Source organism: Streptomyces sp. NPDC001770 (assembly GCF_053596135.1).
In genome coordinates, this window is sequence record NZ_JBSFFN010000052.1 from 1 (window position 1) to 14240 (window position 14240).

Below are 14240 nucleotides of genomic sequence, written 5' to 3' on the forward strand. Positions count from 1 at the left end.
CGTCCTCACGGTCCACCGTCAGGTCATCGGCGAACCCCCGGTCACCGGTCGCGTCGGGCACGTACTTCACACAGACAACGATCCTCAAGCTCACGCCGGCTCTCCTACTGCATCGTGAATTCTGGGCTGCCTCGGTCGGTCGCAGCATAGGCGCCCCAGGAGGCGGTTTCCCGGTCAGGGCGACCGGCACACCGAGCGAAATATTACTCGCCAGTACACCCTTCACGTGCCCGCTGAGCAAGCGCTTGGAACTGTGATGTGGCCAACGCGGCAGGCCCGGAGAAGGACAGCCGCGGGCGGGGCCGCACCGGGCAGGGGAAGGCGGCTGCGGCGGGGCCGGAGCGGCCGGCTCAAGGGGTCCCGGCATCGGGAACGGCCCCGCGACAGCGCCTCCGATCAGTCCCGCAGCGCGGTGAAGCGGCCCTCGTGGTAGACGAGCGGACGACCCCCGCCCTCGGGGTCTCCGACCTCGACCTGGGCGATGACGATGCAGTGGTCGCCGGCGGGAACCCGGGCCACCACGCGGCAGACCAGCCACGCCAGCACCCCGCCGAGCACCGGTACCCCCTCGGGCCCGTGGTGCCAGTCGGTGTCCGGGCCGAAACGGTCCGCCCCGGAGCGGGCGAAGGTGGCGGCCAGTTCGGCCTGGTTCTCGGCGAGTATGTGCACGCCTATGTGCGCGGCGTCGGCGACCACGGGCCAGCTGGAGGACGTGGTGGACACGCCGAAGGAGATCAGCGGCGGCTCGGCGGCGACGGAGTTGAGTGAGGTGGCGGTGAATCCGACGGGCTTCCCACCGGAGGCGGTGATCACGGCGACACCGGCGGCGTGCTGCCGGAAGACGGAGCGCAGCAGCTGGGGGGAGGCGGGCACGGCGGTGCGGAGCTCGGGCGGAACCGTCATGGAATTGTCCTTCTGCGAGTCGGGCGTACGGGGCCGTAGGTGCTCAGGCACCCGGACAGCGCGCGCTCGCGTTGCGTGCCAGGTCGACGTGGACCCGGCCGTAGAGAAGGATTTCCGGTGGCATAACGTCAGACTGACGATGTGCGACCGCTACCGTCAAGTGCGTATCGCCATGTGGGAGCGGCGTCACGGCCCGTCACACCGCCTGACCGAGTGCGGCCACGACGTCGACGGTGCGTGGCTGCCCGGCCGCGCGGCGGACGACCGTGCAGTGGGCGTCGAGGACGAGGACGGTCGGCGTACTGCGGATGCCGAGCCGGCGGACGAGCGTGAGATGGGCCTCGGCGTCGATCTCGACGTGGGCGACGCCCTCGACCATGCCCGCGACCTCGGCGAGCGTGCGGCGGGTGGCGCGACAGGGCTGGCAGAAGGCGGTGGAGAACTGCACCAGTGTGGCCCGTTCGCCGAGTTCCGCGCCGAGTTGGGACGCGTCCAGCCTCTGCGCACTCGTGGTCCTGTCCACCGTCGTCCTTCCGTCGGAGTTCCTCGCAGGACGTCAGCACCGGGGGACGGCGGCGCATTCCCGGCAGGGGCACGTGATGAGAATCTCGCCGCCCGGCCCCATCGGGACTGGCCACCGGGTCTCGCATGGGGCACCATCGCCACAATGCCGAAAACCTACGGCCGCGTAACTTCCGCCGGGAGAACCCCCCAGGCGCAGAAGAAGGAGTCTTCTCCAGATGGCAGAACTCGTCTATCGACCGGTCATCGGCGCCGCTCGCACCATGTTCAAGGCGCTGGACCTGAAGATCGACACTCAGGGTTCGGAGAACATCCCGAGAACCGGTGGCGCGGTGCTGGTCAGCAACCACATCAGTTATCTCGACTTCATCTTCTCCGGCCTCGCCGCCCTTCCGCAGAAGCGGCTCGTCCGGTTCATGGCCAAGGAGTCGGTGTTCCGGCACAAGGTGTCCGGTCCGCTGATGCGCGGGATGAAGCACATCCCGGTCGACCGGAAGCAGGGTGAGGACGCCTACGCGCACGCGCTGGCCTCGCTGCGGTCCGGCGAGATCGTCGGCGTGTTCCCCGAGGCGACCATCTCCTCGTCCTTCACCCTGAAGAGCTTCAAGTCGGGTGCCGCCCGGCTGGCCCAGGAGGCGGGGGTTCCGCTGATCCCGATGGCGCTGTGGGGTACCCAGCGGATCTGGACCAAGGGGCATCCGCGCAACTTCCGGCGGAACCACATCCCGGTGACCATAAGGGTCGGCGCCCCGGTCGAAGCCCCGCTGGACCAGTACGCGGGGGCCATCACCCGGCGGCTGCGCGAGCGGGTCCAGGAGCTCCTGGAAGCGGCGCAGCGTGCCTATCCGGTACGGCCGAAGGACGCGGGCGACACGTGGTGGGTGCCCGCGCATCTGGGTGGTACGGCTCCGACGGCGGCGGAGGTCCGCGAGCGCGGCTGATCCGGGCTGCCGGGCGCGCGCGGCCGGCCCGTGTGAGCCGGCCCGTGTGAGCCGGCTCGCGCGGGCCGGCCGCGCGGTGGGTGTCAGAGTGCGCCGGGCAGCATCGCCCACAGCTCGTGCCGGTCGCGCGCCCGCCGGAGCGCCCCCAGCACCTCGGGGTGGGGGGCCGCGTACAGCACGGGGTAGTCCGCTTCCCCCGAGGCGGGGCGCACCGGCCAGGCCAGCCGTTCGTGGTCGAGCGAGAACCGCGCGTCGACGCCGGGTTTGTTCCCGCGCGCGTCGACGCGGGCCCAGCGGCCCCGCCCCGGGAGCCGCAGGGCGACGAGTCCGTGCAGCACCGGGGCGCCTCCGTCGTCGTCCAGGAGTCTTTGGTAGCAGAGCGCGGCGGGAATACCCGCGGCGCGCAGCAGCGCGGCCAGGGCGTGGGACTTGGCGTGGCAGATGCCGTTCCGGGTCGCGAGGACGTCGGAGGCCCGCCAGGCGACCCGCAGGTCCCCGGAGTCGACGGAGTGCGGGATGGCGTCGCGTACGAAGGTGAAGGCGGCCTCGGCGTATGCGTATGCGTCACTGGTCCCGGCGCCGAGGCGCTGCGCGGTCCCGGTGACGTACGGGTGCTGGTGGTCGATCGCCTCGTCCGCCGCGAGATAGGCGGCGAGTTCCGGGTTCTCCTGGATCAGTTCCATGCGCGCCGACCATAGAAGTGCGGCCGACCGGAAGCAAATACTTTTCCGGTCGGCCGCATTTTCATGCACACGCTGCGCTGTACCGCGGTACCGCGGGTTTCAGCTGGTTCAGCCGGTCAGCTCTTCAGCTCTTCGGCGAGCGCCCCGACGAAGGCGTCCACGTCGCTCTCGCGCGTGTCGAAGGCGCACATCCAGCGGACGTCTCCCGCCGCCTCGTCCCAGAAGTAGAAGCGGAAGCGCTTCTGGAGCCGCTCGGAAACGTCGTGCGGCAGCCGGGCGAAGACGCCGTTGGACTGCACGGGGTAGAGGATCTCCACTCCGTCCAGGGCGCGGACGCCCTCGGCGAGGCGCTGGGCCATCGCGTTGGCGTGCCGGGCGTTGCGCAGCCAGAGGTCACCCGCGAACAGGGCTTCCAGCTGCACGGAGACGAAGCGCATCTTGGAGGCGAGCTGCATCGACGTCTTGCGCAGGTGCTTCATCGCTCGGACCGCATCGGGGTTGAGCACCACGACGGCCTCGCCGAAGACCGCGCCGTTCTTGGTGCCGCCGAGGGAGACCACGTCGACGCCGGCGTCGGTGGTGAAGGCGCGCATCGGCAGGTCCAGGGAGGCGGCCGCGTTGGCGATCCTGGAACCGTCGAGGTGGACCTTCATCCCGAGTGCGTGGGCGTGGTCGCAGATCTCGCGGATCTCCCCGGGGGTGTACAGCGTGCCGAGCTCGGTGCTCTGGGTGATCGAGACCACCTGGGGCATCGCGCGGTGCTCGTCGTCGAAGCCGTACGCCTGGCGGTCGATGAGCGCGGGGGTCAGCTTGCCGTCCGGGGCCGGGACGGTGAGCAGTTTCAGCCCGCCCACGCGTTCCGGGGCCCCGCCCTCGTCCATGTTGATGTGCGCGGACTCCGCGCAGATCACCGCGCCCCAGCGGTCCGCCAGGGCCTGGAGGGACACGACGTTGGCCCCGGTTCCGTTGAAGACCGGGTAGGCCTCGGCGGCCTCGCCGAAGTGGCCGCGTACGACGTCCTGGAGGTGGTCGGTGTACGCGTCCCCGCCGTAGGCGACCTGGTGGCCGTCGTTGGCGAGGGCGAGGGCGGCCAGGATCTCCGGGTGGGTACCGGCGTAGTTGTCACTGGCGAAGCCGCGTATCTCCGGGTCGTGATGACGACGGGCGTCGGTCGTTACGGTTGCGGAGTCAGCCACAGGCGCTTTCCGTTCACATCGGGGGCGGGACGCTCCCAGACGCCGGCGATGGCCTCGGCCAGTTCCGTTACGTCGGTGAATCCCGCGAATTTCGCAGTCGGGCGCTCGGCGCGCATGGCGTCGTGCACCAGTGCCTTCACGATCAGGATCGCAGCCGCCGTCCGGGGCCCTTCCTCGCCCCCCGCCTTGCGGAAGGCGTCGGCGAGGGCGAGGGTCCACGCCTCGGCGGCGGCCTTCGCCGCCGCGTACGCCGCGTTTCCCGCAGTGGGCCGGGTCGCACCGGAGGCGCTGATCAGGACGTAGCGGCCCCGGTCGCTGCGCTGCAGGCCCGCCTGGAAGGCGAGCGAGGTGGACTGCACGGTGCGGATGAGCAGCTTCTCCAGCGCGTCCCAGTCGGAGAGATTGGTGTCGGCGAAGTTCGCACTGCCGCGCCAGCCGCCGACGAGGTGGACCAGGCCGTCGATCCGGCCGAACTCCGTCTCCGTCTTCTCCGCCCACTCGCGGGCGGCGTCCGGGTCCAGCAGGTCGACGGTCTCCCCGGTGACGCTGGCGCCCCCGTGGGCGTACCGCGCGGCGTCCACCGCTTCGGCGAGCCGCTCCGGGTGGGCGTCGGCCCCGACGACGGTCGCACCGGCCTCGGCCAGGCGAAGCAGCGTGGCGCGGCCCGCCGGACCGGCCGCGCCGGCCACCGCGATCACCGCGCCTTCGAGTGGGCCGGTTCCGTTACGGACACCGTTCATGGCCACCGCCTCCTTGGGACCCTCGCTCACGCGGCCACCCGCTCGGCGCTCGCCGCGGTGATCCCCACCGTGGACGCGATCACGTTCTTCAGCTTCTTGGAGAGCGCCTCATAGAACATGCTCAGGGGAAACTCGTCCGGAAGCACATCGTCCACGAGTTTACGCGGCGGAAGCGTCAGGTCCAGAGCGTCGGGACCCTTGGCCCAGCGCGAGCCCGGGTGCGGGGCGAGATACTCCGCGACCAGGTCGTACGCGGCGAACCAGTGGACGAGCTTGGGGCGGTCGATGCCGTCGCGGTAGAGCTTCTCGATCTCGCCGCAGAGCTGGTTGGTGACCTGCGGGGCGCGGTCCCAGTCGATCTTCAGGGTGTTGTCCGTCCAGCGGACCACGTCGTGCTTGTGGAGGTAGGCGAAGAGCAGCTGACCGCCGAGGCCGTCGTAGTTGCGCACCCGCTCGCCGGTGACGGGGAAGCGGAACATGCGGTCGAAGAGCACGGCGTACTGGACGTCGCGCCCCTGCGGGAAGCCGTCGGCCTCCAGCTTCACCGCCTCCTTGAAGGCGGTGAGGTCGCAGCGCAGCTCCTCCAGTCCGTACATCCAGAACGGCTGGCGCTGCTTGATCATGAAGGGGTCGAACGGCAGGTCGCCGTGGCTGTGGGTGCGGTCGTGGACCATGTCCCAGAGCACGAAGGCCTGCTCGCAGCGCCGCTGGTCGCCGACCATCGCCTGGATGTCCGCCGGCAGTTCCAGGCCGAGCAGGTCGACGGCGGCCTCGGTGACCCGGCGGAAGCGGGCGGCCTCGCGGTCGCAGAAGATGCCGCCCCAGCTGAAGCGCTCGGGGGCCTCGCGCACGGCGATGGTCTCCGGGAAGAGCACCGCGGAGTTGGTGTCGTACCCGGAGGTGAAGTCCTCGAAGGTGATGCCGCAGAACAGCGGGTTGTCGTAGCGGGTCGCCTCCAGGTCGGCGAGCCACTCGGGCCAGACCATGCGGAGCACGACCGCTTCGAGGTTGCGGTCGGGGTTGCCGTTCTGCGTGTACATCGCGAAGACGACGAGGTGCTGGAGGCCGTCCGCCCGGTTCTTCGCCGGCTGGAAGGCGAGCAGGGAGTCCAGGAAGTCCGGCACCCCGAAGCCGTCCTCGGTCCAGCGGCGCAGGTCGCCTACGAGCGCGCGGTGGTAGGCGGCGTCGTGCGGGAGCAGCGGGGAGAGCTCCTCCACCGCGCCGACGATCCGGTCGAGGGCGGCTCCCACGACGGAGGCCTTGGGAGCACCCTCGGCCCCGAGGTCGATCGAGCCGTCCTTGGACTGCCAGGGCCTGATCTCCTCCACGGCGTTCCTGAGCACGGGCCACGCAGGGTGGTCGACCACCCGCTCGGCCGCGACCACACCGCTGCCGAGGGCGTCGTGTACCAGAATTTCCGTCATAACCGTTTCCTCCACAGGGCCTCGCGTTCGGCGAGCGTATCCGGGCACGGTTCCCCAGGACAAGTGAGATCCAATAAATTATCCTGCCCGACCCCCATGGTCACCGCCGATTTTCCTGCGACTACTCAGAACCACGTTACTTCCGTCACCCGTGTCGTGCCGTGTCGAAGGCTGGGTAGGTACGCCCCCGGCAGCCGGGGCGGGGCGAGGAACGCGCCGGGCCACGTGAGAAATCAGGAGAGTGCCTTGCCCTTCGTCACCATCGGTCATCGCGGGCTCATGGGCGTCGAGCCGGAGAACACCTTGCGGTCCTTCGTCCGGGCGGAGCGGGCGGGGGTGGACGCCATCGAGCTGGACCTGCATCTGAGCAAGGACGGCGCGCTCGTGGTGATGCACGACGCGGAAGTGGACCGCACGACCGACGGCACGGGCCGGATCGCGGACAAGACGCTGGCGGAGCTGCGCGAGCTGGACGCCGGGCGGGGCGAGCGGGTGCCCCTCTTCGAGGAGGTGCTCGACGCGGTGGGCTCGCCGGTCCAGGCCGAGATCAAGGACGTCGCGGCGGCCCGGGCGCTGGCCGAGCTGATCACCCGGCGAGGTCTGGCGGGCCGGGTGGAGGTGTCGTCCTTCCACGACGAGGCGGTCGCGGAGATCGCCGAGCTGCTGCCGGGCGTGCCGACCGTGCTGATCGCGAGCCGCTGGGGCCCGGACGTGGTGGACCGGGCGCGGGCGGCGGGCGCGGCCACGCTCGCGCTCAACATCCGGCGGCTGACGCTGGAGACCGTGGAGCAGGCGCGCGCGGCCGGGCTGCGGGTCATCGCCTGGGTGGTGAACACCCCCGAACAGCTCGCCCTGGTAAGGGCGTTCGGACTCGACGGTGCGACGACCGACCGCCCGGAGATCCTCGGAGCCTGAGCGTCGCGGGGTTCGCGTTCGTACGGGGGTGAGCGGCGAAGGTGAAGGGTCCGCGTACGTCGGGGCCCTTCACCCGTGCGGGAGAAGAACGAGCGCTCGCCCTACCGGAGGACCTTGACCAGCAGCTCGAACTCCAGGTCGTCGCGGAGCGGGACGCCGAAGCGCTCGTCACCGTACGGGAAGGGGCTCATCCGGCCCGTACGGCTGTACCCGCGGCGCTCATAGAAGGCGATCAGCTCGGCGCGCACGGAGATCACCGTCATCTGCATCTCGGTGGCACCCCACTCCTCGCGGGCCACCCGTTCCGCCTCGGCGATGACGGCCTTGCCCAGTCCGGCGCCCTGATGGCCAGGCCGGACCGAGAACATGCCGAAGTAGGCCGCGTCGCCCCGGTGTTCGAGCTGGCAGCAGGCGACGATCGCGCCGTCCTGTTCGGCCACGAGCAGGCGTCCGCCGGAGGTCGCGATGATCCCCCGCACCTCCTCGTCGTTGGTCCGCCGGCCTTCGAGGATGTGCGACTCGGTGGTCCAGCCCGTGCGGCTGGTCTCTCCCCGGTAGGCGGACTCGACCAGCTCCACGAGCGCGGGTACGTCGTCCTCGGCCGCGTCGCGGAAGGTGAGCCGGTGCGTGACGCGCGGCGGGGCGATCTCCATGGAACGGTCTCCGTTTCTCCGCCCGCCGCGGCAGGGCCCTCGGGCCCGCCCGCCGGGCGGGAGCTCTGCTTCGGCGCCGGACCTCTGCTCCGGCGCCGCGCACGAGGGTAACCCGACCGCCCGAGCCCACCACGAACCCGGTCACTCCCCCTTGTGCACCCCACGCGCCACTGTGCGCCGGGTTGTCACGGGGGCACGCCGGGAATCGAGTACGGGACAGCTTTGGCACACCGGAGGGGGAGGTGCGCTGTGCACGGACCGGCGCTGTCCGGCTGGCTGCTCATGGTGCTGTGCGCGGCCACGGGCGCCTACTGCCTGCTGCGGGCGCGTGCCGGGACCGGGGAGGAGCGGAGAGTCGCCCACGCCGAGGCGCTCATGGGGTTCGGCATGGCCGCGATGGCCGTTCCGGCCGCCTTGCTCACACCCCCGGGGTGGGCGTGGGCGGCGTACGCCGTGCTGTTCGGCGGGGCCGCGCTGCGGTCGGCCTGGGCCGCGCGCCGGGGCGGACACCATCTCCACCATCTGGTCGGCTCCCTGGCCATGGTCTACATGGCCGTGTCCATGGGACCCTCCATGGCGCCCGGGGCCGGCGGTGGTCCGCACGCGGGACACGCCGCCGGCGGCCCGGGAGCCGGGTCGGGTCTGCCCCTGCTCACCGGGGCACTCCTCGTCTACTACGCGCTCTACGTACTGGGCTCCGCGGGGCGCCTGATACCCGTCGCCGCAGGTGCGGGTGCGGGTGCCGGTGCCGGTGCCGGTACGAGCACGGTCCCGGTGACCGGGAGCCGGCGTGCCCGGCCCGAACTGGCGCTCGCCTGCCGGGTCGCGATGGGCCTGGCCATGCTCGCGATGCTGGCGGGCCTCTGACGCGACGGCCGGGCGAGGCCCGGCGGCCGTGCCCGGTCCCGCGCCGTGCGCTCCCATGCGTCCGTGCGCCGTGGCGTACGTCACTTGACCGTCGGAGCCGTATCGGCGCCTCCCGCGCCCTCATAGGCTGACCGCATGTTGGTCTCCCTCGCCCTGCTGTCGCTCGGCGCACTGACCGCCGTGGTGGCTCCCCGCCTGATGGCACGGGCCCGGTGGCCGGAGCGCGAGCCCGTGGTGGCCCTGTGGGTCTGGCAGTGTGTGGTCGCCGGAGTGCTGGTCTCCTTCGCCCTGTCGATGACGTTCAGCGCGGCGGCGGCATGGCAGGCGGTCCGGGGTCATGTCTTCGCACCGGCCCCGCACGCGGTGGTCGAGGCGTACGCGCTGGCCGGGTACGGCCCCTGGTCGGCGGTGGTGGCCGTGGTGCTGGCCTCGGCAGGTGTGTGGAGCGGGGCGATGCTGCTGCGCGAGGTGGGTCGCGCACGCACCCGACGGCGCCTGCGGCGCGCCGAACTCCTCGTCCGGTCACCGCTGTTGGACGGCGAGGAGCCCGGCGACGAGCGGCTGGTCATCCTGGAGGGCCGACGCCCGGACGCCTGGTGGCTGCCCGGACCGGCCCCGCGGCTCGTCATCACCACCGCGGCACTGGGGCGCCTGAAGGGCCGTCAGTTGGACGCGGTCCTCGCCCATGAGCAGGGGCACGCCCGCGCCCGGCACGACTGGCTGCTGCACTGCTCCGCGGCGTTGGCCAATGGTTTCCCGCAGGTACCGGTCTTCGCCGCGTTCCGCGACGAGATGCACCGGCTGGTCGAACTGGCCGCCGACGACATGGCGTCCCGGCGCTTCGGCCGGCTGACGACCGCCCTCGCGCTGGTCGGACTCAACGAGGACCGGGGCGTGTTCGACCCGTGCCGCGCCCACGACGGACAGGTGCCGCGGCGCGTCAACAGGCTGCTGGAGCCGGTGGAACGGCTCACCGCGGCGCACCGGCTCCGGCTCACCGCCGCGGCCTCGCTGGTCCCGGTCGTTCCCCTGCTGGTGGCGTTCGTACCGGCGATCGGCACGCTGCGACCGTAGGCCGCGCCCGACTGTTCCCGGCCGCGCCCGACTGTTCCCGGCCGTGCCCGATTGTTCCCGGCCGTGCCCGTAGGCCGGTCGGCGCCCGGTGATCCGACGCGAAGGGCCGGACGGCCCGGGGACACGGGTCGGTCCCGGCCGGAATCAACCGTCCGTGCGGGGCCGCATCCGCCGGAATACGGGCGGTTGCGGCGAAAATCGCCGCATGTCCTCTCCTGCCCCACCCCCGGCGCGGCCTTCCGGACCGGTGACGGTCAGGCGCGCCGTGCGGACCGGGACGGTCTGCGGTGTGCTCGCCCTCGTCCTGCTGGTGATGGTGACCACGGCCTGGACGCCCCTGGCGACGCTGGACCACGCCGTCGCCGAAAGCCTCCACCGCCGTGCGGTCGCCCGGCCCGGGGAGGTACGGGCCGCCCGGGTGCTGACGGACTGGGTGTGGGATCCGTGGACCGCACGCGCCCTGATCGCGGTCGCCGTCGTGGCGCTGTGGTGGCGCGGGGCCCGGCTGCTCGCCGGCTGGATCGCGGCGACCATGCTCTTCTCCGCCCTCCTCCAGCAGGGCGTCAAGGCGGCCGTGGGCCGGGACCGCCCGCACTGGCGGGATCCGGTTGATTCCGCGCAGTACGCGGCGTTCCCCTCGGGCCACGCTATGTCGGCGACGGTGGCGGCAGGCCTGCTGCTGTGGCTGCTGTGGCGGGCGCGGCCCGCTCCCCCGGCCCGGGAAGCGGCGGTTCCGGTGGCCTGCGCCTCCTCGGCATGCGTCGTTCTGGCGGGTGTCTCGGTGGTGGGTGTCTCCTTCACCCGGGCCTACCTGGGCGTGCACTGGCTCTCGGACGTGGTGGCCGGGGTGCTGCTGGGGGTGAGCGTGGTGGCGTTCTCGGTGGCAGGTCACACGGTGGTCCACGCCCGGTCGGACGGCGGCCGGAACGGGGCGGGGAATTTGTCACCCCGGTCCTGAGGGCGGCAGGATCGGCCCCATGACGATCAAGGGCGTGCTCTTCGACTTCTCCGGGACCCTCTTCCGCATCGAGTCGGTCTCCTCCTGGCTCCGCGCGGTCTTCGACGAGCAGGGCACGAAGACCGATGAGGAGAGCTTCGACCGGTACGTCCACGGGCTGACGGAGGCCGGAGCGCTGCCGGGCGGGCCGAGCCCCGTGCGCGTACCGGCCACGCTGGCCGAGGCGTACGCGGCGCGCGACGAGAGCGCCGAGCTGCACCGCGCCGCGTACTCGGGTCTCGCGCGCGAGGTCGAGCTGCCCGGTGAGGGGACGCACGACGCCCTCTACGCGCGCCACATGTCGCCGGACGCCTGGCTCCCCTACCCGGACGCGGCCGAGGTGCTGCGCGGTCTGCGGGCGAACGGCACCGCGGTCGGGGTGGTCAGCAACATCGGCTGGGACCTGCGCCCGGTCTTCCGGGCCCATGGGCTGGACGAATTCGTGGACACGTACGTCCTCTCGTTCGAGCACGGTGTGCAGAAGCCGGACGTGCGGCTCTTCCGTACCGCGTGCGAGCGCCTCTCCCTGCGTCCCGAGGACGTGGTGATGGTCGGTGACGACCGTCACGCGGACGGCGGCGCCGCCGCACTGGGGTGCGGGGTGCGTTTCGTGGATCACCTGCCGGTGACCGAGCGGCCGGACGGGCTGCGGCGCCTGGGGCTGGTGACACCGGCGGGCAGCGACGCGGTGTGAGGTGCGTCGGACGCGAGGTACGTCGGACGCGAGGTACGACGAGTGTGAGGTGCGTCGGGTGTGAGATGTCCCGCCCGTCCGGCGGCCGGATCGCCGGATTCGGCCCCGTAGCCTGGTGGACATGTCCCGTCCTGCCGCTCCGTCCCGTTCCGTCCGTCCTGCCGCGGTGATCAACCAGGAGATCCGCGATCTGCTGCAGCGCTCGGACGGCCTCGTGCTGTCCGCGTCGGACGAGGCGACGTACCAGGGGCTGCTGGTCGAATGGGCCGCCGCGACGGGCACAAGCGCCCGGCGGCCGGCGGCCTGAGCCGCCGGCCGGGCCCGGGCGCAGCCGCGTCGGCCCGGGCAAACCCGCGTCCGGGCCTGCTGCGATGATTCCGGGATGAACGACCGGCCTGTTCTCCGCACCCTGCACCTTCCCGGCGCCGAGCTCTCTCCCACGCACGGACTCACCGATCTCCTCACCGCCTACCATCTGCGCACGGAGGAGGAGAAGGGCCTGGAGGTCACGCGTCCGGAGGACCTTCCCGAGCGGTATCGCTCCGAGATCCGGTCCCCGGCCACCGCGTTCGCCGATGATCTCGTCCTGCTGGCCCTCGACGGCGACACCGCCGTGGGGTGCGCGATCCTGACCGCCCCCGACGGAGACGGGCGCTCGGAGATCAAGCGGCTGTGGGTCGGCCCCGCCTTCCGCGGCGGCGGCGTGGCGTCCGGTCTGCTCCGGGAGGCGCTCGCGGCGGCCGAGGGGAACGGTGTCCGCACGGTGCGTCTCTCCGTCTGGAACTGGCGGACCGGCGCGATCGCGCTGTACGTCCGCCTCGGCTTCACCGCCGTCGAGTCCTGGGAGGACCGGCGTGAGCTCGTCTGCATGGAGCATCGCCTGAGCTCCGGAAAGCTGATCTGACTCCGGCGATCCCCTGCGCCGCCGGAATCAGCGGTTCCAGCATCCCCCGCCCCTGCTCACCGGTCAACGCATTACTCCGTCGTCAGCCGGATGACGCCGTGCGGTCCGCCCGGCCGGGGCCCGGCGGACCGCACGGCGGCTTCTTCTTCCTGCCGCGCCCCCCGATGTGGCGGTGGGTCAGCGGGCGAAGTAGTCGGGCTGCGTCTGGACGTTCAGCTCGTCGAGCCGGACCCGCTTCGCGGGGTCGGTCCGGCGGTCGTGCAGGGCGAGGACGTCCAGGCCCTTCGCGATGTCGTTGGAGTAGATGTAGCCGTTGTAGTAGTACGCCGACCAGGGGCCGGCCGTGGTGACGGCGTCGAGGTTGACGGGGCCGCGCTCGAAGTAGGCGATCTCCTTGGGCTTGCTGGAGTCGGTGAAGTCCCAGACGGAGATCCCGCCCTGGTACCAGGCCTGGACCATCAGGTCCCGGCCCTTGACGGGGATGATCGAGCCGTTGTGGGCGACGCAGACCTCGACGTCGGCCTGGTAGCGGGCGATCTTGAAGTAGTTGCGGAAGACCAGCTTGCGGTGGTCGCCCTTGCCGACGATGTCGTAGATTCCGTCGGCGCCCCGGTTCGGTCCGGTCGCCTCGTTGCAGGTGGCCGCGCCGCCGCCGCCGAGCTCGTCGGTGAAGACGACCTTGTCGGCGTCCTGGTTGAAGGTGGCCGAGTGCCAGAACGCGAAGTTCACGTTGTCCTGCACGCGGTCGATGATCTTCGGGTTGGCCGGGTCCTTGATGGAGAAGAGCAGGCCGTCCCCCATGCAGGCACCCGCCGCGAGGTCCTCGGAGGGCAGCACGGTGATGTCGTGGCAGCCGGTGGTCTTGGAGACACCGGGGTTCTCCGGGGCCCCCGGGTTGCCGCCGTCCGGGAAGAGCACCGGGAAGTTCACGATCCGGGCCTGCTCGGGCGCCTTGCGCGGCACCTTGATGACGGAGATCCCGTCGTGCGGCGGCTGGCAGTCCGGGAACGTCGCGTTGGGCGAGTACGAGGACACGTACACGTACACGTCGTTGCGCTTCGGCACGATGGTGTGGGTGTGCGATCCGCAGGCCGTTTCGACGGAGGCGACGTACTCGGGGTGGCGCTTGTCGCTGATGTCGAAGACCTTGATGCCCTCCCACGAGGACTTCTCGGTGGCGGGCTGGGTGGTGCTGGCGCAGGAGTTGTCGCTGCGCGAGGAGTCGGTGGAGAGGAAGAGCAGGTTCCCGGAGACCGAGATGTCGTTCTGCGAGCCGGGGCAGAGTACCTGGGCGACGGTCTTCGGCTTCTTCGGATTGCTGATGTCGAAGATGCGGAAGCCGTCGAAGTTGCCGGCGAAGGCGTACTTGCCCTGGAACGCCAGGTCCGTGTTGATGCCCTGCAGCGCATCCTTCGGCACGTTGACGAGGTGCTCGATGTTGTCGCTGTGGACGATCTCGTCGACGCCGGGTATGCCGCCGCTCGCGATGGCCGCCTCCGCCTGGGCGCGGGTGTCCGACGGCACCGCCGCGGCCGCACTCGTGGTGGTGTCGCCGGGTTCGGGTGACGCGACGGCGCTGGTGGCTGTCAACAGCGTCGCGAGGAGCCCGGCCGCGGCCGCTGCCACGCCCAGTCGTCTCCGTCGCACGCGGGTGGTGTGCAACAAGGTCACTTCTTCCTCCCTTGATGCCGTTCGGGGTCGAACGGTTCTCGGTCCTCGGAAGTATG

The 14240-nt window shown here is 71.4% G+C and carries 16 protein-coding genes and 1 pseudogene; 8 read left to right on the forward strand and 9 right to left on the reverse strand.

Going from position 1 to position 14240, the window contains the following annotated elements:
• From ACWCSV_RS31325 to ACWCSV_RS31335, 3 genes and pseudogenes are all read right to left on the reverse strand, one after another.
• Nucleotides 1–94: pseudogene (locus ACWCSV_RS31325) on the reverse strand (electron transfer flavoprotein subunit beta); the annotation flags it as partial.
• Between the two features lie 302 nt (nucleotides 95–396).
• A complete protein-coding gene (locus ACWCSV_RS31330) occupies nucleotides 397–903 on the reverse strand; it encodes a flavin reductase family protein (RefSeq protein WP_451148036.1) in 507 nt (168 codons plus the stop codon).
• A 196-nt stretch (nucleotides 904–1099) separates the two neighbouring features.
• Nucleotides 1100–1426, reverse strand: coding sequence for a thioredoxin family protein (locus ACWCSV_RS31335; protein ID WP_451148038.1), 327 nt, complete (start codon nucleotides 1424–1426; stop codon nucleotides 1100–1102).
• A gap of 217 nt (nucleotides 1427–1643) precedes the next feature.
• Here ACWCSV_RS31335 and ACWCSV_RS31340 point away from each other — a divergent pair, with 217 nt between their 5' ends.
• Entirely contained in the window at nucleotides 1644–2366 is a 723-nt protein-coding gene (locus ACWCSV_RS31340) for a lysophospholipid acyltransferase family protein (RefSeq protein WP_451148040.1), read from the forward strand.
• Nucleotides 2367–2449: 83 nt separating this feature from the next.
• On the opposite strand, the gene ACWCSV_RS31345 is transcribed toward ACWCSV_RS31340, so the two are convergent.
• From ACWCSV_RS31345 to ACWCSV_RS31360, 4 genes are all read right to left on the reverse strand, one after another.
• Nucleotides 2450–3049: a transglutaminase-like domain-containing protein gene (locus ACWCSV_RS31345; RefSeq protein ID WP_451148042.1), complete on the reverse strand. Its 600-nt coding sequence runs from the start codon at nucleotides 3047–3049 to the stop codon at nucleotides 2450–2452.
• Nucleotides 3050–3165: 116 nt separating this feature from the next.
• Nucleotides 3166–4245 (reverse strand): threonine aldolase family protein, encoded by a 1080-nt coding sequence (locus tag ACWCSV_RS31350; protein WP_451148044.1) that lies wholly within the window; start codon nucleotides 4243–4245, stop codon nucleotides 3166–3168.
• Complete coding sequence (locus ACWCSV_RS31355) at nucleotides 4224–4985, reverse strand: SDR family NAD(P)-dependent oxidoreductase (protein WP_451148112.1); 762 nt, start codon at nucleotides 4983–4985, stop codon at nucleotides 4224–4226. The genes ACWCSV_RS31350 and ACWCSV_RS31355 overlap by 22 nt, the downstream gene beginning before the upstream one ends.
• A gap of 26 nt (nucleotides 4986–5011) precedes the next feature.
• On the reverse strand, nucleotides 5012–6409 hold the full coding sequence (locus tag ACWCSV_RS31360; protein ID WP_451148046.1) for a DUF6421 family protein: 1398 nt from the start codon (nucleotides 6407–6409) through the stop codon (nucleotides 5012–5014).
• 246 nt (nucleotides 6410–6655) lie between these two features.
• Here ACWCSV_RS31360 and ACWCSV_RS31365 point away from each other — a divergent pair, with 246 nt between their 5' ends.
• Complete coding sequence (locus ACWCSV_RS31365; RefSeq protein WP_451148048.1) at nucleotides 6656–7324, forward strand: glycerophosphodiester phosphodiesterase; 669 nt, start codon at nucleotides 6656–6658, stop codon at nucleotides 7322–7324.
• Between the two features lie 101 nt (nucleotides 7325–7425).
• On the opposite strand, the gene ACWCSV_RS31370 is transcribed toward ACWCSV_RS31365, so the two are convergent.
• A complete protein-coding gene (locus tag ACWCSV_RS31370) occupies nucleotides 7426–7977 on the reverse strand; it encodes a GNAT family N-acetyltransferase (RefSeq protein WP_451148050.1) in 552 nt (183 codons plus the stop codon).
• Between the two features lie 249 nt (nucleotides 7978–8226).
• Between ACWCSV_RS31370 and ACWCSV_RS31375 the strand changes: the two genes are divergently transcribed.
• The 6 genes from ACWCSV_RS31375 (at nucleotide 8227) to ACWCSV_RS31400 (ending at nucleotide 12513) form a co-directional block, all read left to right on the forward strand.
• Nucleotides 8227–8844 carry a DUF5134 domain-containing protein gene (locus tag ACWCSV_RS31375; protein WP_451148052.1) on the forward strand — a complete coding sequence of 206 codons (618 nt, stop codon included), beginning with the start codon at nucleotides 8227–8229 and terminating at the stop codon, nucleotides 8842–8844.
• A 135-nt stretch (nucleotides 8845–8979) separates the two neighbouring features.
• Nucleotides 8980–9918, forward strand: coding sequence for a M56 family metallopeptidase (locus tag ACWCSV_RS31380; protein WP_451148054.1), 939 nt, complete (start codon nucleotides 8980–8982; stop codon nucleotides 9916–9918).
• A gap of 205 nt (nucleotides 9919–10123) precedes the next feature.
• A complete protein-coding gene (locus ACWCSV_RS31385) occupies nucleotides 10124–10876 on the forward strand; it encodes a phosphatase PAP2 family protein (RefSeq protein ID WP_451148056.1) in 753 nt (250 codons plus the stop codon).
• Between the two features lie 19 nt (nucleotides 10877–10895).
• Nucleotides 10896–11609 (forward strand): HAD family hydrolase, encoded by a 714-nt coding sequence (locus ACWCSV_RS31390; RefSeq protein WP_451148058.1) that lies wholly within the window; start codon nucleotides 10896–10898, stop codon nucleotides 11607–11609.
• A gap of 121 nt (nucleotides 11610–11730) precedes the next feature.
• Complete coding sequence (locus ACWCSV_RS31395) at nucleotides 11731–11916, forward strand: hypothetical protein (RefSeq protein WP_451148060.1); 186 nt, start codon at nucleotides 11731–11733, stop codon at nucleotides 11914–11916.
• A gap of 75 nt (nucleotides 11917–11991) precedes the next feature.
• Complete coding sequence (locus ACWCSV_RS31400) at nucleotides 11992–12513, forward strand: GNAT family N-acetyltransferase (RefSeq protein ID WP_451148062.1); 522 nt, start codon at nucleotides 11992–11994, stop codon at nucleotides 12511–12513.
• 177 nt (nucleotides 12514–12690) lie between these two features.
• Here ACWCSV_RS31400 and ACWCSV_RS31405 read toward each other — a convergent pair whose 3' ends face one another.
• The gene (locus ACWCSV_RS31405; protein WP_451148064.1) at nucleotides 12691–14184 is read right to left on the reverse strand and encodes an LVIVD repeat-containing protein; all 1494 of its coding nucleotides are present in this window, start codon (nucleotides 14182–14184) and stop codon (nucleotides 12691–12693) included.
• Between the last annotated feature and the right edge of the window lie 56 nt (nucleotides 14185–14240).